Raw genomic sequence first — 23,186 nt, 5'->3', positions numbered from 1 at the left:
AAGATCAAAGGGGACTGAAATGAAGTTCAAGCTGAAGTTCCGGCCGCTGGCCGTTGCCGCCATAATCGGTTCGATGGCGATTGGCGCATCGCTGGCGATCGCACAGACGCCGGCATTCTTCCGCATCGGCACCGGTGGAACGGCCGGAACCTATTACCCGATAGGCGGGCTTATCGCCAACGCGATCTCAGGCTCCGGCGACAAGGGCGTGCCGGGATTGGTTGCCACGGCCGTGTCTTCCAACGGCTCCGTTGCGAACATCAATGCGATCAAGGGCGGCAGCCTTGAATCCGGCATGACGCAGTCGGATGTGGCCTATTGGGCCCATAGCGGCACGGGTCTCTACGAGGGCAAGGGCAAGGTCGACGATCTTCGCCTGATCGCAACGCTCTATCCGGAGACGATCCATCTGGTGGCGCGCAAGGGTGCCAACATCAAGTCCGTCGCCGATTTGAAGGGCAAGCGCGTTTCCCTCGACGAGCCTGGTTCGGGCACGATCGTGGATGCGAAGATCGTCCTCGCCGCCTATGGGTTGACGGAAGATGACGTTCAGGCCGAGCATTTGAAGCCGGGTCCAGCAGGCGAACGCCTGCGCGACGGCGCGCTCGACGCCTATTTCTTCGTCGGCGGTTATCCCACCGGCGCCATTTCGGAACTTGCCACCTCCAGCGGCATTTCGCTGGTGCCCATCACCGGTCCGGAAGCCGAGAAGCTGCTCAAGGATTACAGCTTCTTCGCCAAGGACGTCGTGCCGGCCGACACCTACCAGGGCGTTGCGGAAACACCGACCATTTCCGTGGCGGCCCAATGGGTTACGAGCGCGAAGCAGCCGGAGGAGCTGGTCTACAACATCACCAAGGTGATGTGGAACGACGCCACGCGCGCTGCGCTGGATGCCGGTCACGCCAAGGGCAAGTTGATCACCCTGAAAAACGCGACCACCGGATTGGGCATTCCGCTCCATCCCGGGGCCGAGCGCTTCTACAAGGAAGCCGGTGTTCTGAAATAGCAGCGGCAGCTGCCGTCGCCATTGTGAAACGCGGCCCTTTGGCCGCGTTTCCTGCTGGATTGGCATCTGGCTGGATTGGTATTTGAAAGAATGGAGTTCTGATGAGCGACTCATCGACCGACAAACCCATATCCCCGATGGAACTTGACGAAGCGAAAGCGCGCGAGCTTGAGGAGAAATTCGATTCGGAGATACGGTTCCGCCCGCTTTCGCCAAAGATCGGCTGGGTCGTCGGGGCATTGCTGGTCACGCTCTCGATATTCCACTACTACACCGCAGGCTTCGGCCTGCTGTCGGAGATGGTTCATCGCGGGATCCATCTGTCATTCGTCCTCGGTCTGGTATTCCTGGTCTTTCCGTTCTCGCGCAAGGGCTATGACCAGCCCGCTACGGCCTCGCTGCTGAGACCGTTCGGCATATCCATCCTCGACTGGCTGCTCGCGCTGGGCGCCGTCGTTGCGGTTCTCCATGTTCCGCTCATACCTCTGGACGAACTGGCCTTCCGGGTTGGCAACCCGACACAGACGGATGTCGTCCTTGGAAGCATCCTCGTCATTGTGCTCCTGGAGGCGACGCGGCGCTCGGTGGGCTGGCCCCTGCCAATCATTGCCATCCTTTTCATGGCCTATGGAATTTTCGGGCAGTCGATGCCCGGCATCCTCGTTCATCCGGGCGCAACGGTTTCGCAGCTCATCGATCATCTTTATCTTACCACCCAGGGCATCTATGGCATCGCCCTCGGCGTCGTCGCGACGTATGTCTTCCATTTCGTGCTTTTCGGCGTGTTCGCGACACGGATCGGCCTCGGGCAATTGTTCCTCGATTGCGCCGCCTGGGTAGCCGGGCGCTATGCCGGTGGTCCGGCCAAGGTGTCGATCTTCGGCTCGGCGCTGTTCGGCATGATATCCGGTTCGTCCGTCGCCAATACGGTCACTGTCGGCTCGCTGACCATTCCGGCCATGATCCGGCTCGGCTACAAGCGCCATTTCGCGGCGGCCGTAGAATCGGCCTCGTCGACCGGCGGCCAGATCACGCCACCCATCATGGGCGCGGCTGCCTTCCTGATGATCGAGTTCCTCGATCTGCCCTATACGACGATCATACTGGCCGCCATCGTCCCCGCATTCATGCATTTCTTCGGCGTTCTGGTGCAGGTTCATTTCGAAGCCAAGCGTTCCGGCCTGCGTGGAATGACGCCCGAGGAGATGCCGGACCTCAAGGAAGCCTTCAAGCGCGATTGGCCGACGGTCATTCCGCTCATCGTCCTCGTGGGAATATTGCTGGCCGGCTACACGCCATACCTCGCTGCGTTCTGGGGCATCACCCTTTGCGTGCTCGTGGGATTGTTCAATCCACGCAAGCGCATGACGATCATGGAAGTGTTCGATTCGCTGCGCGATGGCGCCAAATACGCTCTGGCGGTCGGCGCTGCCGCCGCCACCGTCGGCATTGTCGTCGGCGTGGTGACATTGACCGGCGTCGGGTTCAAGATCTCCTTCATCGTGACATCGACTGCCGCCGAGATGGCGACCTGGTTCGGCTCGATATTGCCATCCATGTTGTTTGCTCCGCAGACGCTGACCTTGCTTTTCACGCTGATCATGACGGGCATCGTCTGCATTCTGATGGGCTGCGGCATCCCGACGACAGCGAACTACATCATCATGGCCACTATCGCCGCGCCAGCGCTTGGACTGCTCGGTGTCGAGCCGATCGTGGCCCATTTCTTCGTGTTCTATTACGGTGTTCTCGCCGATATCACCCCGCCTGTCGCGCTCGCCGCCTATGCTGCCGCCGGCATGGCGGGAGCCGATCCGTTCAAGACGGGCAATACCGCGTTCCGGCTTGGCCTCGGCAAGGTTCTGGTGCCGTTCGTTTTCGTCTTCTCGCCATCATTGCTGCTCGTCACCCAAAATTTCACATGGAGCGCCTTCTTGACCGCTTTCATAGGCTGTGTGCTTGGAATCACCTTCCTTGGCGCGGCGCTGTCGGGATATATGCTGGTGCGCACGCGTGTATGGGAACAGGTGCTGCTGGTGATCGGGGCAATATTGCTCGTCGTGCCGGAGTTCTATTCGTCGCTTGCCGGGGTGATTCTGGTTGTGCCGGTGCTGGTACGCCAATTGAAGGCGATGAGGGCAGGTACATTGGCGGGCGGTGTTTCGGTCTAATGTGAGGCCCGCTGGCGTTTGACCTTGTCCAGTTCCAGCGCGCGGGTCAGATCGGCTGCAAGTTCGGCGATGGCCTTCAAGACCTCGCCTTTCTCCCAACCGACGATACAGGCGTCGCCAAAGAGAACGATGAAACGAGCTTCGAGCGCCAGTTTGCAGCCCTTCAGCCGGGCGGTCTCGTCCAGGTAGCTTTGCGGTGGAGAGATTGGAATCATCATGTTCTCTCTTTCGGTCAGGGTATGTTCAATCGCGCGCAAGCCCGTGGAACAACCGGAGGGTCAGGATCGACAACAGCCAGAGCGCTCTTGTCTGGCTGGCGGTAGCGGGTAGGAAACGGGCAACAGATAACAAGGTCGCTGGCGCATGTCCGGTTGGGGACACGATCGTCACTCGAGCGGCAACGGCACGTAAGGGCGAGGTTCATGCCGCGCCGGTGTGGCAGCGAACGCGACGGCAGGTGAAAACCCTGTCGTGGCAAGCGCAAGCAAACTGTGGATCATGGCTCCCCCCAAAGATCATGCCGCAACTCGGTCGATAGCGTACAAAGATAAAGCCAACTCACTATGAATGTCGAATGGAATTGAGGGGAAACCCTCAAAAAACAACTTCAATAATGCTTCAAGATTAATTGCAAATCGGGCGTTTTTTCGCGCACTCAGGCGCAAGACGGCAGCTTGGAGGCGAGTAGCCCTTCAGGAGACGTTGTAGACGGCTATGAAATGGATCGTCGCTGCGAGAACGACGAAGCCGTGCCAGATCGCCGTATTGAAGGGGATGCGCTCGAAGACGTGAAAGATCACACCCGCGGAATAGACCAGGCCGCCGGCGACGATCAACCATAATACCTCCGGCGCCAGCCGCTCGGCCAATACCGGATAGGCAAGGACGCCGCTCCAGCCGAGAGCGAGGTAGAACACGATCGACAATGCCACCATATTGTCGGGCCTGATCAGTTTCAGCACGACGCCGACCAGCGCACTTGCCCAGACGGCCGCCATCAAGGTCCACAGCTGGCACTGCGCAAAGAACGGCGTATAGGTGCCGGCAATCAGCAGGTAGATCGCCGAATGATCCCAGCGCCGCAATTGCATCTTGATCGGCGTGGCCGGCCACATGTTGTAGGCGGCCGAGATACCCAGCGACAGCAACAGCGTCGCAGCATAAATGATCGCCGGTGCTGGGCCCAGCTGGTTCGACCCCGAGAGGAGCACCACAGCGCCTGTCAAACCCAGGAGGACCCCGACGATATGCAGCACGCAATCCGCCCGATATTCGGCGACCGAATATTGGCGGATGGCCGCTGTGGGAGCCCCTGGTGAGTTCAAGCCGTAGTCTCCTGCATTACCCGGAATGGGCTATCCGGTATAATGTCCGTGTCGGCTCTGCGGTTCAACCCGCAGTGTCGTTATTTGCCGATGACCTGTTCATGCGCCGGAAATAATGCTCGGCGTGCTGATAAAGATTCTCGGCTTCCGAATGGTTTCCAGCGACGACCTGCTGTTCTGCCTGGGCCAGGTACTTCTCATAGTTCCTTCTGGCATTGTCGTCGTTGGAGCGGTTATCCGATTGTCTCGGGGTTCTGGTCTGTCTGTTTTTCATCTGGTTCTCAATCGATCTGCTGCGCGACGATCTCGCGCATTTCCTCACGCGTGAACAACGGCTTGTCAGTTGATCGTCCGACGTGTCCGGCATTCTTCAGGTTCTTGGGCTTCAGATTCGTGGGCTGCAAATTCGAGGGCCTCGGATGTGAAGTCTTCAAATGAGCCGGCGCCTGGCGCCATGTGTCCTTGGCAGAAATCTGCCGGTTGTTTTCATTATATGTATTGTACATGTTGGTCCCTTGGCACGTTGATCCGTGCATTGTTTCTTCTTTGTGGAAAGTGAGTTCTGAGTCATGCTCTGGCGCAAAACGCGCAATCGGAGCAAATGACGGAAGAATTCCCGATCTACGGGGTGCCGGAATGTGCATCGGCTTCTCATAGATAGGGCTGTCGATGGCTACTTGCAAGCCAGGCAGCGGAATAATGTTTTTGCCCGGTCGAGCAGCGTCGAGCTAGTGTGGTGGAATTGAAATACGCCTGACTATGGCGGCGGGGGGGCGGAGCGTATTTCAATTCCGAAAACCACACTAGAAACATAAGGTCACTAGGTGCGTCCGCCGACTTCATCGATATGTTCGAGCAGATCCGCCGGATCGTCATAGACCCGGAATGCACCGGATTCGCGCAATTCCTCAGGACCATAGCCGCCGCTGAGCAACCCGACGCCGAGCGCACGGCATCGCACCGCGGCCAGCATGTCCCAGATACTGTCGCCGACGACGACTGCAGTGTCGATCGGCGCCTCGAGACGCGCGGCAGCCGCGAGAAACAGGTCGGGATCGGGCTTGGCATATTTGACCATGTCGCGTGTGACGACCGGGGACTTCTGCGGATCCACGCCGAGTGCGGCAAGATTGACCGCCGCGGTCTCCATGCGTCCGCTCGTGGCGATCGCCCAGGGAATGCCTGCCGCGGATAGCCAATCGAGCAGTTCCGATGCGCCGGGCAGGGGGCGGATATTGCTGGACTGGCGCTGATAGGCGGCGGCATGCGCCTGTCGCAGCCGTTCGACGCGCTCGGCGCTGAATTCCATGCCCGTCTCGCGCAGCAACTGATTGGTGAACAGTCCGCCGCTCATGCCGATCTTGCGGTGGATGCGCCAGACCGAAAGGTCGATGCCCTCGCTGTCGAGGGCTTCCTTCCAGGCAAGCACGTGCTGGTAGACGCTGTCGACCAGTGTGCCGTCGAGATCGAATAGGAATACGGGCTGGATGCGCATCGAACTGCTCCTGCTGCGATCATGGACCCTGGCATGTGACCACAGTCGGAAAGCGAGGACAAGGCTTCCGGCCAAAGTGGATGCTCTGGTCAGGTGACGGTGTCTGTTTCGATGGCGGTATCGCGGCTCTGCTCCTGGAGCTGTTCCAGAAGATATTGTCTCCCGCGGTTCACCCGGCTGCGAATCGTACCCAAAGGGCAGCCCATGGCTTCCGCCGCTTCCTCATAGGAGGAGCCCATGACGCAGACCAGCATCAGGGCCTCGCGGAATTCGGGCGCCAGGCGGTGGAGCGCGTCCTGAAGCTCGTGCCCGCGCAAGGTCCATTCCTGCGTCGGAGCGACCGGTATTGCCTGATCGCCAACATCGCCTTCAAACCCCGTGGCCTCGCGCACGCGGCGCTTGTAGTTGGTATTGTGGGCATTGCGCATTATGGTGAAGAGCCAGGATTTCAGTTTCGTTCCCGGCGTGAATTGATGAAGCGAGGCATAAGCCTTCATCAGCGTTTCCTGTACAAGGTCGTCAGCTCTGTCCGCTTCCTTGTGAAAGCTCCGAGCGAATAATCGCAAGGCAGGGATCGCCTGCACGATCTCTTCCCTGACGCTAAGCCCCTCGGAACCCGTCTCCGGTGCCTGCTCTCGAAAAGCCATCGATTAACTCCCTTCCGAAGCAAGGGAAATGGTTGAGGCTAGTTTGGGTTCCGAGTGCGAAGGACTTTTTCAGTTGCCGCCAAGAAGGGTCAAAACCGTACAGTCTTTCAGCGGGCGGAGGGGGCGAAAGTAATCAGCAGAACGGCAATGATCGCCAGCACCACGCCCGATATTTGCAGCAGGCTCAATCGTTCGCCATAGAAGCCGACCGCGATGATATTGATCGCTATGAGCTGAATGACGGCGGAGAGGCTGAATGCGATGCTCATGCCGAACTCCCGCACCAGCCGCAGCATGACGAGATTGCCGACCGAATAAAGAATGAGGGTTGCGACCAGCTTCCAGTTGCCGGGTGCCACGGCCCAGCTCTTGGCGAAACTCGCCGCTAGCAGAAACACAAAAGTCGATGCGGCGAGCAGCACCGATCCCACCAGAGTCATGCCGTGACCTCAGCCGAAATGGAGCGCAACCGCGCCGGTTCGGGCAACCTGCGGTGATTCTCGCTGCGCAACAAGCCGCGCCGGGGCGTTAAATATCGATGAGGGAGATGCCGAACTCTGCATTGCGCTTGCGCCGCAGCGTTGCCGGCGTCTCATGCACCGTGACCTCGAGGGTCGGGCGAACGAGACCGTCGAGGAAATGCCCGCCTCGCGTCGTGCCGTCCGACAGTCCAAGCACGGCATGGATGTGAAGCGCCGGCTTGCCGGTATCGTCCAGCGCGATGTCTCCGATTGCGCTAAGTACCTCGCATTGCTGGCGCACGGGAATTTCGTGATAGTGTTTCGTCTCCAGATCGAACCATCCGACCGTTGCATATTCGAAGGCGCCGATGGCGCTCAGCGATGCACTCTGAATATTCTGCTCCCTCGCAAAACGGCTGATCGCCTCGAATGCTTCTTCGCCCGCGTCGAGTATCAGGGCGAGCGAACGTGCTCCATCATTTTCCGCCAAGGTCTTGTGCTTCATCGTTTTTGATCCTTCGACTGAATGCGATTTCAACTCGGATGACAGATGAATTTCATCGGCCCGCTCACGCCGGTACCGACAAGGCTGACCTTCAGGGTCGTTCCGTCCTCAAGTGTCAAGGACGCGTCCGACGCATTGTTGAGCTTGCGCAGGTCGCTCGCATCAACGGCAACCAGCGTCCCGACGATATCTGCCTTCATGACATCGCCGCCACGTTCGATCCGGTAGCTGACTTCGATTTCTCCATCGCCATCTGACAATCTTCCCGTGCCGGCCTCTTCCGTAATGGTGCTCATGTTTCCTCCCTCGCCGCCGCCTGTTCTTCAACCGACAGATCGCGGTCTTGTTCCCTCGCGGTCACGATTTGGCGATGGAGCGCTCTTGACCATGCGCGGCTGTTGCAATTGAGTTCCCGTCATTGGTATTCTCCCTCGGCGGGGTCCTTGCGCTTATATCCGCGTCAACGATTTGCGTGCAGGCAGGTTGCCGGCCCTGCGCGGGACATGGCTGGCTGGTGGGTTGAGCGAGGAAATATGAGCGGCAATAAAAAGCCCGTCGCAGACGAACTTATGGCGGAGAATCTCGATCAGGCGTTCAAGGAACTGCGTGAATCCCTACTGAACGAACCAATATCGGAGCCGACGCGGCAGCTTTGGGAGCAGCTCGAGGAAAAGCTCACCAGGCACGTCGAACAGCTCAAGATGAAAGTCGGTCAGACCAGGTCCTAGGGAGCCGCGAGCCGCCTCCCGCCGCTCCCGTGCAATGTCGGACTATTTGGCGAAACCCTGCTCGCAGAGGCGCTTCAGTTCTTCGGGTGCGATGCCTTCCAGCCCGAGTTCGGGCAAGAGATCATTGTCCGCCTTGAGATCTCGCCCGTAGGCGGCGGAGTAGATGGCCACCCCCGCCTCATGTAGCGAGGCAGGATGCCCGCTGATACGGCCAAGCAATGCTGTCGGCCAAAGGCCGAACGGCGCATCCTCGAGAATGTATCGGCTTTCGATTGTCGTGGGACCAAAGCCGCCACGACCCTGGCGATGCATTTCCTGGTTCATTTCGGAGACGGAGGCCATGGGCACGTGGAATGACAGCGAGAAATGCTCGTACACCGTCCGAACCTTCAGCCCGAAACTACCGGCGATCGCCAGCCGCTCCTCGTCCAGCGCCTCTATAAGACGGCCGACAGCCGGTGTGACATGCTCGCCCTGACCCCAGACCTCGCCCTTTTCCATTCGGGTCAGATTGAGCATCGCGATGCCGAGATGGTTCTGCGGATTGAGATTGCTGAGCGAAATCGCAAGCATGCCGTCGCGCTTGACGAAACGGTCGCCGAAAAGCTGCGTGCACAGCGTCCAACCCGCGTCGATCGCGCTGGCAGGCAGGGTCGCAACGTCCACTTTCTCCCGCACGGTGGCTACGTTCACCTCCGTAAGGCTCTTTTGCCTGCCGGTAGTCACCGTCGTGCCCCAGACGATGATCGGCAATTCCAACCCGCGGGCAGCCAGGAGCCTTGACAGATAAAGTGCGCCAAACGATGTGTGGGAACTGATGATGACCGGCTGCCCAGGGCGCAGATGTTCGATTGCTGCATCCATCACCGCCCTGTGGCCATAGGCGGGCAGGGCAATGAGCACGGCATCGGAAGTGGCAACCGCATCCTCGCAATCGCGCGCCGCGCCAACCTCGAACTCGCCTTCGATGGCCGATGTGGCCCGCAACTTGTTGCCAACCGCGAGTTCGGCCGTTTTCGTGCCGGAGGGGGACCAGATGACCGGTGTATGGCCCGCCCGTGCCAGATAGGCGGCACATCCGAAGGCGATCGCTCCGGCCCCAAGAATTCCAATGCGCATGACTTCTCCCGATTAACCATTTGAGACAACGACAGCGGATATGACCGGAAACCTGTCGAATCTGCTTGAATTTACATTTGTATTTTATGTTGGAGTTGTGTTCAATGAGCGATGAAGCACAGGGGCGATCGGCTGGCCTGTTGCACCGCGGCAGCGGGTTTTTGGCCGCAACGACCCGGCAGACGAGCCAAAGGGGAAGTGAGAGAGATATGAACGGATTGACGACAAACCGCCGTCAGGCACTGAAGCTCATGGGTGTTCTTGCGGCGCCGATGATTATCCGCCCACGGGCATCCTGGGCCCAGGGCAAAGTTCTGAACATCACGACCTATGACAAGTTCGTACCGCAGGAATTCATCGACAAGTTCCAGAGCGATACCGGTATCGAGGTGCGCATCCGCCTGACGGACGACCAGGGCAAGCAATATAATCTGCTGACCGCGGAAGGCTCCAATCCTTCGACGGATATCGTGACGGTGACGGGTCACAGGCTGACCCAGTTCATCAACTCCAATCTCCTCGCAGCGGTCGATACGGGCCGGTTGAAAAACTGGGGCAATCTCGCGCCGAGCTACAAGGATGCGCCCCAGCTGACCATCGATGGCAAGGTCTGGGGCGTGCCTCTCCTCGCAGGTTTCGAGGCACTGGCCCGAAATACCGAATATACGAAGGCCTCCGATAGCTGGAGCATCCTGTTCGATCCGGAATACAAATCCTACACATCCTATATCATCAGCGATTTTCTCTCGATCACGATGCGCTATCTTGGCAAGGACGGCGACTACGTCACTTACGAGGGCAAGCGCGAGGAAGCCCAGCAGGCGACCAACGAGGCGCGCGATTTCCTGATCAAGCACAAGGACATGGTGCGGAAATATTACGACGCAGGCTCGGAAATGCAGCAGATGTTCGTCAATGAGGACATCTATCTTGCGCAGACGTGGTCGGGCCCGACATCGAAGCTGATCATGGACGGGCATCCGATCGAGCTGTCCATACCGAAGGAAGGGACCTACGGCTTCCTCTATTCCTTCAATGTCGTCAACAATGCCCCGAATGCGGACAGCGCCTATCTCTTCCTCGATGCGATTCTCGCATCTCCGGAAATCGGTGCGGCCATGACGCGGCAATCGGGCTTTACCTCGACGTTCAATGGGGTAGATAAGGTTCTCAACGATCGCGAAAGAGCAGCGTCGACGCTGCCCGAAGAGCAGATCCAGCGCATCCAGTTCTTCAGTTCCGTCAATCGCGACATGAAGAACGAGCTTATCGACCGTGCCGTCGCCGAGATAAAAGCGGCCTGAGCGGCCGTGGCAGCGGAGACAGGTTGGCATGAATGATCGAGATAACCCGGCCCGCTCCGGTGGGCCGACCGGGAACGCACCGCGCTATAGCGGATGGATTGGCCGGCTTGCCGGGTCGAGCGCCTATCGTTTCAGCATAGGCATGCTTGCACAAAGCCGGGCCGGGCGGCTGGCGATGCTGTTGGCGGTTCCGCTGCTGTGGATCGTGGTCTTTCACATCGGCCCGATCTTCCAGCTCGCGCGCATAAGCTTCCTCCAACAATTCCCGATCCCGGCAGGAAGCTCCGGAGCCTATACCTGGGCCAATTACCAGATATTCTTTGCCGATTCGGTCTATTTCGTCCCGTTTGTCCGCAGCCTGATCTTCTCGGCCTGCGTTACGCTGGCGGCGTTGGTCATCGTCTACCCCGTCGCCTATTATGTCGCGAAGGTAGTCGATCCGCGCCGGCGGACCAAGGCCCTCCTGCTGTTGCTGGTGCCGTTCTGGGCGGGAGAACTGATCCGGACGTTTTCGGTGATCATGCTCCTCGCCAACAGGGGCGCGGCAAATGTCCTGATGCGGGAACTCGGCTTGATCGACCGCCCCATTCCGTTGCTGTACAATTATTTCTCATTGAGCTTCGGCGTGCTCTATCTGATAGCGCTGTTCATGCTGCTGCCGCTTTATGCGGCGATCGAGAAGATACCGAGCCATCTCGTCGACGCCGCGGCGGATCTCGGAGCCGGGCCGCTGACCCGGTTTCGCCGGATCATCCTGCCCCTGTCGAAAGACGGCATCGTTTCCGGCTGCAGCCTCGTCTTCCTGACCTGTGTCGGCGTCTTCGCATCACCACTGCTGCTTGGCGGTCCGGGGACCGTGATCTTTCCGGAGATCATCTCCGCCTTCTTCCATGGCGCCAGTGACAAATGGCCGGTTGGCGCTGCCTTCTCCATGATCATGCTGGTCGCCGCCCTGGCGATCGCGGGCCTGTTCATGCGCATCGTCGGCGGTTCGCGCTCCACGAGGTTCATGTGATGAGCAACAAATCCTTCCTTTTTGCGGACGCACCGCGCACCATGTTGACGGGCTTCTATTGGGCATTCGTCATATATCTGCTCGGTCCGCTGCTGCTGATGTTCGCCATGAGCTTCAAGGATGCGACATTCATCGCATTCCCCATAAGCAACTGGACCCTCGACTGGTACGCGAAAGTCGTGCAGGACCAGCAATTCCTCTCGGCCTTCGTTTATTCGCTCTTCATCGCCTTTGCCACGACCTGTTTCGCGACGATCATCGGCGTCTGGATATCGATGCTCATCTCGGCCGAAGGCATCTGGGGCAAAGCGCTGCTGTTCGCCCTGGCCTGTCTTCCAGCGGTGGTTCCCGGCATGATCTCGGCGATCTCGCTGCGCATATTCGTCAGCGTCCTCGACATGCAGACGGGCACGGCGGCGATCATCATGGGCCACACGGTTCACGCCGTTCCATTCGTCGTGATCATGGTGCTGACCCGCCTGCGCACCATGCCAGCCAATCTTGTCGATGCGGCGCGCGATCTCGGCGCGGACAGTTTCATTGCCTTCTGCCGCGTCACGTTGCCCTTCCTTGGACCGGCTCTGGTCGGCGGCATGATCTTCTGCGCGTTGACGAGCATTGACGATTTCGTCCGGACCTTCTTCCTTGGAGGCTACAGGCCGACGCTGCCCATGCTCATCTTCGCCAAGGTGCAGGGCGGAATGTCGCCAGAGATCAATGCCATGGCGACACTCGTCGTTATCGTTACCGCCGCTGTCGGGCTTTATGCCGAGCGTCTTACCCGCCGATCAAGGATCAGCTGATGCAGCCTATCGTACATTTCGACAACGTAACCAAGACCTATGGCGCAGTGCCGGCGGTGGACAAGCTCGATCTGGAGATCGAAGCGGGAAAGTTCGTCACGCTGCTCGGGCCGTCCGGTTGCGGCAAGTCGACGACGCTGCGGATGCTGGGCGGGTTCGAGACGCCGACCTCCGGCCGGATCATCTTGAGCGGCAAGGACGTCACCTCATTGCCGCCCAACCGGCGCAATGTGAACATCGTCTTCCAGGATTACGCGCTGTTCCCGCATATGACGGTCGGCAAGAACATCGCCTTCGGCCTGGAGCTGAAGGGCATGGCGTCGGACCGCATCCACAGGCGCGTGACGGAACTGCTGGAACTCGTCCGCCTCGAAGGCTTCAGCGACCGCATGCCCGCCCAATTGTCTGGAGGGCAACGCCAGCGCGTCGCCCTGATGCGAGCGCTCGCACCGGATCCCGACGTACTGCTGCTCGACGAGCCGCTCAGTGCGCTCGATGCCAAACTGCGCCAGCAGATGCAGATCGAGTTGAAGTCCATCCAGGAACGGACCGGCAAGACCTTCATCTTCGTCACGCATGATCAGGAGGAGGCCCTCACCATGTCCGACAAGATCGTGATCATGAACAATGGCCGTATCGAGCAGATGGGCGACCCACATACGCTGTATCGGCGGCCGGAGAGCCGCTTCGTCGCCAATTTTATCGGCGAAACCAACTTTTTTCCGGGGAAAGTACTCGAAATTGCCGGGGACGTCGCCGTCATCGATGCAGATGGCGACAGATTGCGCGCCCGCACCGCGGCTCGAAAGCCCGGTGTCGGCGATACGGTCGATCTTGCGGTTCGTCCCGAGGCAATCGTTTGCTCGGCAGTGAAGCCGGCCGGCGACAACGCCATCGAAGGCGAACTGGTGCAGGAGATATTCAAGGGCAATCATAGCTCGCTGACCATAAGACTGCCGCAGGGGCGCATCGTCCATGCACTGGTGGATCCGCTCAAATCCGATGGGTTCGCGCCGGGGCCGATCTGGCTGAGCTTTGACGAGACGCACGCCGTCGCACTCGTAGCGTGATCTGCGAAGGGACGATGCTACAATGCTGAAACAGGATGCAACAGGTCTGGATGCGCTCAACGCACGCGTGCGCGAGGACCTTGAATATCTCAACTATCCGCCGGCAAACTGGGTGCCGGTGAAATCCGACGCTGCCGGAAACAGGGCTGCCGACGTCACGATCATCGGGGCGGGGATGTGCGGGCTCGTTGCAGCATTCGCTCTCTATAATGCCGGCATTTCGAATGTCCGCATCCTGGACAGGAACCCCGCCGGACGCGAGGGGCCATGGATGACCTATGGGCGCATGGAAACCCTGCGCTCGCCAAAGCAACTCGTCGGCCCGGCCTATGGCATGGCTTCCCTGACCTTCCGCGCCTGGTTCACCGCCCAGTTCGGCCGAGCGGAATGGGATGCGCTGTTCCGGATACCCCGGCCGATGTGGATGGACTATCTGCGCTGGTACCGCGACGTCCTTAACCTGCCGGTGGAGAACGACGTCGATGTAACACGGATCAGGCCGCAGGAAGACGGCTTGTTCGAGCTCGAGGTTGCGGGTGGTGCGAAGCCGGCAATCATGACGCGCAAGGTCGTGCTGGCCATGGGCCGCGAAGGGCTCGGCCGGCCCACGATCCCGGCCTTCATGTCTTCGCTTCCACGGCATGCGTGGTCGCATTCCTCTGACATGATCGACTTCGCATCGCTCGCCGGCAAGCGGGTCATCGTCGTCGGCGTCGGCGCTTCGGCAGTCGACAATGCAGCCGAGGCGCTGGAGCATGGCGCGAAGGAAGTCCGGCTTCTGGCGCGACGCAAATCAATGCCGACGATCAACAAATTGATGGGCATCGGCTCCTATGGCGTTACGGCTGGTTTTGCCGAAATCAGCCCGGAATGGCGCTGGCGGATCATGGACTACTCGTTCAAGCAGCAGACGCCGGCGCCGCACAACTCCACCTTGCGGGTCAGCAGGCATGACAACGCGTTCTTCCATTTCGATTGCGCTATCGAGACTGTGGCGATCGAGGGCGACGAGCTGCTGGTTCGCACCGTCAATGGACGCGAATTCCGGACAGATCACATCATTTTAGGCACGGGCTTCACCGTCGATACGTTCAGCCGGCGTGAGCTCGAACCCTATGCACAGGAAATATCGACCTGGGCGGATCATTACACGCCGCCGGCGGACGAGGCGAATGCGGACCTGGCACGCTTTCCATGGCTCAATCGCGATTTCTCCTTCACGGCAAAAGCTCCGGGCCGCGCACCCTGGCTCAAGGATATCCACTGCTTCAACTATGGTGCGACGCTGAGCATCGGCAAGGTCAGCGGCGACATACCGGCGATCAGCGAAGGTGGGCAATGGCTCGCCCAGGGTATCGCCGCGGGGTTGTTCATCGAAGACATAGATGTTCATTGGCGCAATCTCCTCGCCTATGAGAAGCCTGAACTGGATGGCTCCGAGTGGACCGATGCGGACGCGCCATCGGACGGGCCGGATGAAGCAAGACGCACATATGCGGGAGGCCGGAATGGCAAATGACGTTATCGATGAAGTCCTCGGGCTGTCGCAGGGCTCCGATCTGTTTCGGCTGCGCGTGCAGCGTGCGGAATTGAAGCATCGGACGCAGACGAGCTATCAGGCGGCGCTGAAGCCATCCGATCCCCGCAACCTGTCCTATGCGATGCGGGCGGCCCTGGCGGCGCGCATGGCCCGCCTGTGGAATTCACGCGAGCTCGCGGAACATTATGACCAGCTTCTGGGCCAGGAAGCGCCCGACGGAGTGGAAAGCGCCATAAGTGATCCGAAACTTCGTCCTGAGGGACTGACGGCGAGGCTGGAAGCGATCATCCGCCACGTCGATCTCGTCACGCTCCGGCCGAAAGACGCCACTCGCGCCGATATCGAGCGGCTCTATGCTGCCGGGCTTGACGATCGTGACATCGTGACACTGGCCAATCTCATAGCACTCGTGAACTACCAGATACTCGTGACCGCGGGTCTGCGCATGTTGAGGGACAATTGATATGGCCAAGGAAGTCGTGCACGAATTCACCCTGGATACGCTCGGATGGGACCCTTACGTCACGCCGGTGGATCTGGACAGCGCCACGCCTCAACAGCTCGAAGCGCTGAAGGTGACACCCTCGAACCGTAAAATCTCGGCCTATGTCCTCGTCCTGGCACAGGAGGCCGAGGCGCTGGCCGAGCGTACGCCGCTGTTCAACGACATCATGTACAGCGAAGGCGGCCTGTCGCGTGGCGGACGCGAGCTTGGCGCGCTTGCCGCCTCGATCGTCAATCGCTGCGTCTACTGCGCTTCCGTCCATGCGAACCGCTTCATCGCCAATGACAAGCTGCCGGAGATCATCGAGGAGATCTATGCGCGCGGCGTCAAGGCCGATCTGCCGGAGAAATATCAGGCAATATTCGATTTTGGCGTCGAGTTGACGGCCAATCCCGACAAGGTCGGCGTCTATCAATTCTATCATCTGCGCGAAGTCGGCCTCTCCGACCTCGAAATACTCGACCTTATTCACGCCGTCGCGATCTTCGGCTGGGCTAACAGGTTGATGCACACGCTTGGCGAGCCCGTCAGGGGCGGCTGAACGAAGCGCTGGAAATATTTTACCATTGTCACGTTAGTATCTCGCCGTCGGCGCGTGATATGATAGCGAGACGCCGCGGGAGCGATGCCCATCGCGCCATCACTCGACGGAAACAAGTATGTCGCGATATCGAGCCCGCTTCTGGCTGAATACGCTCCTGGTCGTGCTCCTGATCGTCGCGGGCGGCGCCATCGGCACCTGGATCAGCCATCTGGTCGCCGTGTCGCGCGACCGTGGCGAGATGGCCACATACACGACACAGGTGCTCGATCGAGCCGTGACGGTGTTCCGCGAGGCGGACGTGCTGCTGGCCGCGGTGAACAACTCGCCGTTCGAGTTCTGTTCGGATGAGGAAATCAGATATCTCCGCAACATCCTGTTCGAGACGAAATACCTGAAGGACATAGGCCGGGTCCGGGACGGCGCATTTCACTGTTCGGCAGTTTTCGGCAAGGCCAAATCGCTGAAGTCGCTGCCGCCTACCGATCTTCGTACCGCCGATGGCAAGCGTGTCTACCCCCGCATGGACCTTGCAATATCGATGTCCACCGCGCCGGTCATCGAATCGGGAAGCGGCAATGTCGTTCTCGACCCTGCAGCCTTTGACGGATTCGACGATCCTGCTTTCCGGGCGGCGGTGCTCTATCATACCGCCGGCGACAAGAAAGCGATAAAACTCTTTGGCGGTCATGATCTACCGGCGACGATCGACCTGCCGATTGCCGGACCAGGGCGCAAGGGCGACATCCTCTACAGGAACATGTGCCGCGAGCAGGCCTGCGTAGCCGTCGAAGCGGATGTGGCTAAACTCCAGGCCGCCGCCCGACCGGTAACGATCGTCATCATCATCCTTTGCGGTCTGCTCGGCGGCGCACTCGGCCTGATATATTTTCTTTACCGCAAGACGCGATCCGGCATGAGATCACGCTTGTCCCGCGCCATCGCACGCAACAGCCTGACCGTCGAATACCAGCCGATCGTCGAAATAGCCACGGGACGGATGACCGGCGCGGAAGCGCTGGTGCGCTGGCGGGAGAATGGCGAAGACATATCGCCGGAAGTATTCGTGCCGGTGGCGGAGAAGGCCGGCCTGATCAACCAGCTGACACTTGCCGTGGTCGACCAGGTGCTTGCTAGCCTCGGCCGGCATATTGGCGCCCATCCGGATTTTCGCATCAGCATCAACATCGCGGCCGACGATCTCTTCAACCGTGATTTCAACGTCCTTTTGACCGACCGCCTGCGGAAGGCAGGGGTTGATCCGCGCCAGATCGCGCTTGAAATAACCGAACGTTCGACGGCGGATTCCAGCGCTGCACGGGGGGCGATCGAGCAATTGAAATCGCGCGGACACAAGATTTTGCTCGACGATTTTGGAACCGGGTATTCGAGCCTCGGTTATCTTGGAATGTTGAATGTCGATGGCATAAAGATCGACAAATCCTTCACCCAAACCATAGGGACGAGTTCCGTTACCCGCTCGATCGTCCCCCAGATCGTCGACATGGCCAAGGTCCATGGACTCTCGATCATCGTCGAGGGGGTGGAAACGGCCGCGCAACGGCAATATTTTGCACCCATGGTTCCAACCGTTCAGGGGCAGGGGTGGCTGTTCGGGCACCCTGTCACAGCCGCTGAACTGATCGCAATGCTCGACCAAAGATCGCCAGGGAGGCAGGAAACGCCATGAAAGCCATGCCCACAACCTCATTGCCCTCAGGAACAGCCCTGCCGGTCCTTGGCCAGGGCACATGGTATATGGGCGAGTCCCGGCAAGCGCGCAGCGCGGAAGTCGAAGCGCTGAGGCTCGGTATCGACCTCGGCATGACCCTCATCGACACCGCCGAAATGTATGCGAGCGGGCGGGCCGAAGAGGTCGTCGGCGAGGCTGTCCGCGGCAGGCGGGACAATGTTTTCCTCGTCAGCAAGGTTCTGCCGTCGAATGCTTCAAGACATGGAACCATTCGGGCCTGCGAACAGAGCCTGGCACGGCTTGGCACCGACCGGATCGACCTCTACCTCTTGCACTGGCGCGGCGGCTACAGGCTGGATGAAACTGTCGAAGCGTTCGAGGAATTGCGTGCCGCCGGCAAGATAGGCGAGTGGGGCGTCAGCAATTTCGACATGGAGGACATGGAGGAATTGACCGGGCAGGCTGCGGGGCAACAGGTCGCCGCCAACCAGATACTCTATAATCTCCGGCGCCGGGGGCCCGAACATGAGCTTGTCCCCTGGTGCCAGGCGAGGTCTATTCCGATCATGGCCTATTCTCCCATAGAGCAAGGCCGCCTCCTCGACCAGAAGACATTGATCGACATCGCCGCTGAACTTGAAGTCACCGCGGCAACGGTCGCGCTGGCGTGGGTGATAGCGCGGGGCGGCGTCATCGCCATTCCTAAATCCGGCAATCCGAAACATGTTCGGGAAAACCGGTTGGCGGCCGAAATAGCGCTTTCCGCCCAGCATCTTGAATTGCTCGATGCGGCCTTTCCGCCGCCACGCCGAAAAACCCCGCTGGAAATGCTCTAGAATTTCACTGTCCCGCCAAGGCTAAATCCTCGAACACCCGGATGATTCAGCGCTCAGCTGATCTGTCCTGAGGACGATATGCAACTTATGCACGCACAGAGTTGCATCTGTTGCAGCATTCCCCTAACAAACATGAGTTGATTCATCAACATTTGGATCGGGGGGCGCATCGCGCCAAAACGACGAGAAGCGAAATGAGCATGACAAAATGGCATTTGCGCCGTGCTGGCTGGTACGCATCGACGGGGATTGCGGGGCTGCTGCTGGTGCTGGGAAGCGAAAACGTACAGGCGCAGAGCAAGCCGAACGCACAGGCGGGCAGCAATTCCATCGTCCTGGATACGATCGTCCTGGAGGGCGCCAAAGAGGGCGCCAAGGGCATTGTCGGAACCGAAGGCTATGTCGCCAAATCCAATCGCACGGCGACGAAGTCTGACGCGCCCGTCGCGGAAACCGCGCAATCCATGTCGACGATTTCACAAAAGCAGTTGCAGGATATCAAGCCGCAAAACCTCGTCGAAGCGCTGAACTACAGCGCCGGCTCCAGGGGCGGCCAATATGGTGCCGAGCCCCGGTTCGACGCGTTCAAGGTCCGCGGCATCGACCTGACCTATACCGGGATATTCCGCGACGGACTGCGCCAGATCAGCAGCCCGAACGGTCTGTTTCGTCTCGAGCCCTATGGCGTCGAGGCGATAACGCTGCTGCGTGGACCCTCGGCCTCGATCTACGGTGCCAGCAGTTCGGGCGGCATCGTCGACATCATTTCGAAGCGGCCGACCGAGGAGAGGCTGCGCGAAGTGGAACTGCAATACGGCTCCTACGGAAGGGTGCAGGGCGCGTTCGATTTCTCCGGCCCGCTCGATGCCGAGAACACGCTGCTCTACCGGCTGACGGGTGTGGCGCGCGATGGGCGTAACGAGATCGATGCCATCAAGGACGACCGTCTGTACATCGCTCCCGCCATCACCTGGCAGCCGAGCGACGACACGAAATTTACCGTGCTCGGCGAGTATATGGACAGTACGACCGGCGGGACCTGGGGATACATAAATAATTACGGTCCGGACGGCACCTCCACCGGAGCGACACCGGTCTATGGCGGCGATGCGCGGTTTAATGATTTCACGCAGAAGCAGTGGCGTATCGGCTATGAGCTGGACCAACGGCTCAGCGATTCCGTGACACTGCACCACAAGCTGCGCTATTCGGACGTTTCGATGCGGCAGGAATGGGTGTTCGAGCAGTTTCCTGGGCTAAGCTATGAAGATAATAGGGGCCTCGCCACCGATACATATCTGAAGACGGAATTCGAGACCGGCGCGGCGCAGCATGAGCTCATTACCGGCGTCGATTACAGCTACATGAAATATACCGCGGAGCAAGGTACGGGCGCCGATCCATTTACCGATGATTTCACCTATGTGCCCGAGATCGATTATTACGAGGCACAGCGGCAGCGCAGTATCGGCATCTATGCCCAGGATCGGATCGAATATGGCGCCTGGAGGTTGTCGGCCGGGGTCCGCCATGATTGGGTGGATAGCGCCTTTTCGCCGGGTGGCGACACCGAATATGAACGCGACGACAGCGAAACCACGGCGCGCTTCTCACTCGGCTATGTGACCTCCTATGGCATCATGCCCTATGTCAGCTATGGAACCTCCTTCGTCGCCAATCCCGGAGTGATCCAGAATGTCGGCGGCGTGGCCCAGCAGGCACGCCCGACACTCGGAGAACAGGTCGAGGTCGGCGTGAAATATGCGGTGCCGGATACGAATGTGCTGCTCACCGCATCCGTGTTCAACATCGAACAGGAAAATGCCTCGGTTTACGAGACATCGTCCGGCGATAATCTTTTGACCCAGCTCGACCTGCGCTCAAGAGGCGTCGAACTCGAGGCGACCGCATCGCTGGACAATGGGCTGAGCCTGATCGCGGCCTATTCCTACAATGATGTCGAAATCACCAAGCTGACACCGCAAACCGTCGGCAAGACGCTCAACTCGTCGCCCTATCACATGTTCTCTATCTGGGCCGATTACGAGGTGCAGTCGGGGCCGCTCGAAGGCCTCGGTGTCGGCGCTGGCATACGCTATGTCGGGTCGAGCTTCGGCGACAATGTGAATACCCCGGTTCTCGACAACAAGGCGCGCACCTTCGTCGACGCGTCGCTGCGGTATGATTTCGGCAAGCTCAACCCGTCATTCGAGAACGTGCGTCTGCAGATCAATGCAACCAATCTGCTGAATGAGGTCAAGCAGGTCTGCACGAGCGGCTTCTGCTATTATGATGAAGGCCGCAAGGTCATCGCCAGCATGCGGTATCGCTTCTGATGGCCAGCGCGAGGATATCGGCACCGTCGCCCCTGGCGGTCTTCATCGCGGTGGGCGGCCTCTATGTTGCACAGAGCGTGATCGGCGGTCTGACGATGCTCGGCCTGCCTGCGGTGCTGCGAGAGCAGGGTTTGCCGCTGGACCAGATAGGGCTGCTATATCTCACCGTCCTGCCATGGGCGCTCAAATTCCTTTGGGCCCCGCAGGTGGAGCGTTTTCGCTTGCCCCCGGTCGGCCGCAACCGCTCGCGGCTGATCGTGCTGGTCGGCGGACTGCTCTGTGCGGCCGGATTGGCAGCGATCGGCCTGACCGGGCCATCGCCCTTGCTGCCGGTCATCATCGTGCTGACTTTCATCGCTTTCGTCACCTCTACGGTCGATATCGCCTGCGATGGCTACGCCGTCGAAGCCTTGGCGAAGGAACATCATGGCTGGGGCAATGCCGCACAGGTCGGCGGCTCCTATCTCGGTTCGGCCATTGGGGCCGGCCTGTTTCTGGTGCTCGTGGCCAAGCTCGGCTGGGCCTATGCGACCTATGGCATGGCAATGCTCGTCATCCTGCTCGGGGTGCCGTTCATTTTCGGTCCGGCGACGCGCTCGCAGGTCGAAACGCGTCAACACCTGCCCTCTTTGAAGGCGGCCTTGCGCCGGCCCGAAATCATCAGGGGTCTGGTCATTGCTGCCGTCTTCGTCGCCGCACAAAAATGGGGCATGTCGATGATGGGTCCGTTCCTCATCGATTATGGCTTCGATCTTGCGACGCTGGGCATCCTCAACGGGCTCGGCAGCATGATGATAGGCCTCGGCGGCGCGCTGCTGGGTGGTTTTCTGGTTCGGATATGGGGTGCGGGACCGGTTCTGGTTCTCTCCATACTGGTCCAGACAGCGCTTCTCGCTGCCTTTGCCTATTTCAGCATTCATCCGGGACTGTCCAAGACCCTGGTCATCACCGTGGCGATAGCAAGTTCATCCGGCATCATGGCACTGGGTTTCGTGGCGCTCTATGCCCAGTTCATGGGTTGGTCCGACCCGAAGCAGGCGGGCGTGGACTTCACCATCTTCCAATGTATGGATGGCCTGGTGAGCATGGCGGGCGGCGTGGGTGCCGGCTGGGTCGCGCAGCATCTCGGCTATACCGCGTTCTTTTCTGTTTCTGCCCTCGTCGCCCTTCTGTCCGCACCGATTATCTATTTCATGATGCGACAGAAGAGCGAGGCTTCTCCGGCCGGTGAGCGCGGCGAAGCCCAGGGGATCGTCTGACAGGCACGAAATTTTCCGCACCGATCATTGATAAACGCCGAACGGCTTCCCAGCTTATCAGATACGAGATGGAGGAAGTCATGGGGCCATTCAGGGGATCAGGGCGGTTGTTGCGAGCGGGGCTCCTTGGGGCGGGCGCGATCATTGCAGCCGCATCGGCATCCGGAGCGCTCGCCGGAGAATGCTCGAGGCAACCTGCCGCCGGCATCGACTGGAGCGAATGCAGCAAGAAGAGCATCATTATCCCCAGTAGCGACCTCAGCGGCGGCGCACTTTTCCATACCGACCTCAGCGGAACGGATCTGGCCGGTTCCAATCTGACAGGGGCGAACTTCGAAAAATCGGTGCTGATCCGCGCATCGCTTGCCGGTTCCATGGCCGAGGGAGCGAATTTCGCCAGGATCGAGGCCTACCGGTCGAATTTCTCTACCGTCAAGGCGGACAAGGCTTCTTTTACGATCGCCGAGCTGCAACGCGGCATCTTTAAAGACGCCAGCCTCAACGGTGCGAACTTCGACAAGGCTGAGCTCGGGCGGGCGGATTTTACCGACGCGAAGCTGTCGGATGCACGTTTTACCCTGGCAAATCTCTCACGCGCCGATCTCAGCGGGGCTTCCGTCAATGGCGCGGTCTTTGATCGCGCATTCACCTATCGTACGCGCATCGAAGGCGTGGACCTGAGCGGCGCCAAAGCCCTTACCCAATCGCAGCTGGACATTGCCTGCGGCGATTCCGCGACGCAGCTGCCGGACGGCTTGACCATGCCGGCTGGCTGGCCTTGCACGGACGATTGAAACCGACGAATTTCGCCGGTCTGGCACACG

General features: G+C 59.7%; 25 protein-coding genes. 15 read left to right on the top strand and 10 right to left on the bottom strand.

From position 1 onward, the window contains the following. Positions 1-19: 19 nt before the first annotated feature. Complete coding sequence (locus tag M8997_RS18825; protein ID WP_250019319.1) at positions 20-1,009, top strand: TAXI family TRAP transporter solute-binding subunit; 990 nt, start codon at positions 20-22, stop codon at positions 1,007-1,009. Between the two features lie 101 nt (positions 1,010-1,110). After that, positions 1,111-3,180 (top strand): TRAP transporter permease, encoded by a 2,070-nt coding sequence (locus M8997_RS18820; protein WP_250019320.1) that lies wholly within the window; start codon positions 1,111-1,113, stop codon positions 3,178-3,180. On the opposite strand, the gene M8997_RS18815 is transcribed toward M8997_RS18820, so the two are convergent. The 9 genes from M8997_RS18815 to M8997_RS18775 form a co-directional block, all read right to left on the bottom strand. Further along, the gene (locus tag M8997_RS18815; RefSeq protein ID WP_250019321.1) at positions 3,177-3,398 is read right to left on the bottom strand and encodes a hypothetical protein; all 222 of its coding nucleotides are present in this window, start codon (positions 3,396-3,398) and stop codon (positions 3,177-3,179) included. The genes M8997_RS18820 and M8997_RS18815 overlap by 4 nt on opposite strands. Positions 3,399-3,872: 474 nt before the next feature. Continuing rightward, the gene (locus M8997_RS18810; protein ID WP_250019322.1) at positions 3,873-4,505 is read right to left on the bottom strand and encodes a hemolysin III family protein; all 633 of its coding nucleotides are present in this window, start codon (positions 4,503-4,505) and stop codon (positions 3,873-3,875) included. A gap of 64 nt (positions 4,506-4,569) precedes the next feature. After that, positions 4,570-4,779 (bottom strand): DUF4167 domain-containing protein, encoded by a 210-nt coding sequence (locus tag M8997_RS18805; RefSeq protein ID WP_250019323.1) that lies wholly within the window; start codon positions 4,777-4,779, stop codon positions 4,570-4,572. A gap of 7 nt (positions 4,780-4,786) precedes the next feature. Beyond that, positions 4,787-5,149 carry a hypothetical protein gene (locus M8997_RS18800; protein ID WP_250019324.1) on the bottom strand — a complete coding sequence of 121 codons (363 nt, stop codon included), beginning with the start codon at positions 5,147-5,149 and terminating at the stop codon, positions 4,787-4,789. A gap of 176 nt (positions 5,150-5,325) precedes the next feature. After that, the gene (locus M8997_RS18795; RefSeq protein ID WP_250019325.1) at positions 5,326-6,000 is read right to left on the bottom strand and encodes an HAD family hydrolase; all 675 of its coding nucleotides are present in this window, start codon (positions 5,998-6,000) and stop codon (positions 5,326-5,328) included. 89 nt (positions 6,001-6,089) lie between these two features. After that, positions 6,090-6,647 carry a sigma-70 family RNA polymerase sigma factor gene (locus tag M8997_RS18790; protein ID WP_250019326.1) on the bottom strand — a complete coding sequence of 186 codons (558 nt, stop codon included), beginning with the start codon at positions 6,645-6,647 and terminating at the stop codon, positions 6,090-6,092. A 107-nt stretch (positions 6,648-6,754) separates the two neighbouring features. Next, a complete protein-coding gene (locus tag M8997_RS18785; RefSeq protein ID WP_250019327.1) occupies positions 6,755-7,087 on the bottom strand; it encodes a hypothetical protein in 333 nt (110 codons plus the stop codon). Positions 7,088-7,175: 88 nt separating this feature from the next. Further along, positions 7,176-7,613: a PPC domain-containing DNA-binding protein gene (locus tag M8997_RS18780; protein WP_250019328.1), complete on the bottom strand. Its 438-nt coding sequence runs from the start codon at positions 7,611-7,613 to the stop codon at positions 7,176-7,178. Positions 7,614-7,642: 29 nt separating this feature from the next. After that, a complete protein-coding gene (locus M8997_RS18775; RefSeq protein WP_250019329.1) occupies positions 7,643-7,909 on the bottom strand; it encodes a hypothetical protein in 267 nt (88 codons plus the stop codon). A gap of 237 nt (positions 7,910-8,146) precedes the next feature. Here M8997_RS18775 and M8997_RS18770 point away from each other — a divergent pair, with 237 nt between their 5' ends. Further along, the gene (locus M8997_RS18770) at positions 8,147-8,341 is read left to right on the top strand and encodes a hypothetical protein (RefSeq protein WP_250019330.1); all 195 of its coding nucleotides are present in this window, start codon (positions 8,147-8,149) and stop codon (positions 8,339-8,341) included. A 42-nt stretch (positions 8,342-8,383) separates the two neighbouring features. Here the strand turns inward: M8997_RS18770 and M8997_RS18765 are convergent, their stop codons facing one another. After that, positions 8,384-9,460: an NAD/NADP-dependent octopine/nopaline dehydrogenase family protein gene (locus M8997_RS18765; RefSeq protein WP_250019331.1), complete on the bottom strand. Its 1,077-nt coding sequence runs from the start codon at positions 9,458-9,460 to the stop codon at positions 8,384-8,386. Between the two features lie 209 nt (positions 9,461-9,669). On the opposite strand from M8997_RS18765, the gene M8997_RS18760 reads away from it, so the two are divergent. The 12 genes from M8997_RS18760 to M8997_RS18705 all read left to right on the top strand — a co-directional run bounded on the left by M8997_RS18760 (position 9,670) and on the right by M8997_RS18705 (position 23,156). Further along, entirely contained in the window at positions 9,670-10,764 is a 1,095-nt protein-coding gene (locus M8997_RS18760; RefSeq protein ID WP_250019332.1) for an extracellular solute-binding protein, read from the top strand. Between the two features lie 28 nt (positions 10,765-10,792). Continuing rightward, the gene (locus M8997_RS18755; RefSeq protein WP_250019333.1) at positions 10,793-11,779 is read left to right on the top strand and encodes an ABC transporter permease; all 987 of its coding nucleotides are present in this window, start codon (positions 10,793-10,795) and stop codon (positions 11,777-11,779) included. Then, entirely contained in the window at positions 11,779-12,582 is an 804-nt protein-coding gene (locus tag M8997_RS18750; protein WP_250019334.1) for an ABC transporter permease, read from the top strand. The genes M8997_RS18755 and M8997_RS18750 overlap by 1 nt, the downstream gene beginning before the upstream one ends. Further along, complete coding sequence (locus M8997_RS18745) at positions 12,582-13,652, top strand: ABC transporter ATP-binding protein (RefSeq protein ID WP_250019335.1); 1,071 nt, start codon at positions 12,582-12,584, stop codon at positions 13,650-13,652. Before M8997_RS18750 ends, M8997_RS18745 begins: the two co-directional genes overlap by 1 nt. Before the next feature lie 22 nt (positions 13,653-13,674). Further along, positions 13,675-15,171, top strand: coding sequence for an NAD(P)-binding domain-containing protein (locus M8997_RS18740; RefSeq protein ID WP_250019336.1), 1,497 nt, complete (start codon positions 13,675-13,677; stop codon positions 15,169-15,171). Then, positions 15,161-15,655: a CMD domain protein gene (locus M8997_RS18735; RefSeq protein WP_250019337.1), complete on the top strand. Its 495-nt coding sequence runs from the start codon at positions 15,161-15,163 to the stop codon at positions 15,653-15,655. The genes M8997_RS18740 and M8997_RS18735 overlap by 11 nt, the downstream gene beginning before the upstream one ends. 1 nt (position 15,656) lies before the next feature. Continuing rightward, positions 15,657-16,238 (top strand): peroxidase-related enzyme, encoded by a 582-nt coding sequence (locus M8997_RS18730; RefSeq protein WP_250019338.1) that lies wholly within the window; start codon positions 15,657-15,659, stop codon positions 16,236-16,238. Positions 16,239-16,356: 118 nt separating this feature from the next. Then, a complete protein-coding gene (locus tag M8997_RS18725) occupies positions 16,357-17,928 on the top strand; it encodes an EAL domain-containing protein (RefSeq protein ID WP_250019339.1) in 1,572 nt (523 codons plus the stop codon). After that, positions 17,925-18,767 carry an aldo/keto reductase gene (locus M8997_RS18720; RefSeq protein ID WP_250019340.1) on the top strand — a complete coding sequence of 281 codons (843 nt, stop codon included), beginning with the start codon at positions 17,925-17,927 and terminating at the stop codon, positions 18,765-18,767. Before M8997_RS18725 ends, M8997_RS18720 begins: the two co-directional genes overlap by 4 nt. A gap of 194 nt (positions 18,768-18,961) precedes the next feature. After that, positions 18,962-21,103, top strand: a complete 2,142-nt coding sequence (locus M8997_RS18715) for a TonB-dependent siderophore receptor (RefSeq protein ID WP_250019341.1) — start codon at positions 18,962-18,964, stop codon at positions 21,101-21,103. Beyond that, positions 21,103-22,362, top strand: coding sequence for an MFS transporter (locus M8997_RS18710; protein WP_250019342.1), 1,260 nt, complete (start codon positions 21,103-21,105; stop codon positions 22,360-22,362). Before M8997_RS18715 ends, M8997_RS18710 begins: the two co-directional genes overlap by 1 nt. Positions 22,363-22,442: 80 nt before the next feature. Continuing rightward, complete coding sequence (locus M8997_RS18705) at positions 22,443-23,156, top strand: pentapeptide repeat-containing protein (protein WP_250019343.1); 714 nt, start codon at positions 22,443-22,445, stop codon at positions 23,154-23,156. Positions 23,157-23,186: the final 30 nt, after the last annotated feature.

It is taken from the genome of Phyllobacterium sp. 21LDTY02-6 (genome assembly GCF_023554255.2).
Taxonomy (GTDB): Bacteria; Pseudomonadota; Alphaproteobacteria; order Rhizobiales; family Rhizobiaceae; genus Phyllobacterium.
The sequence above is the reverse complement of the archived record's forward strand: the minus strand, read 5'-3'. Positions and strand labels throughout refer to the sequence as shown.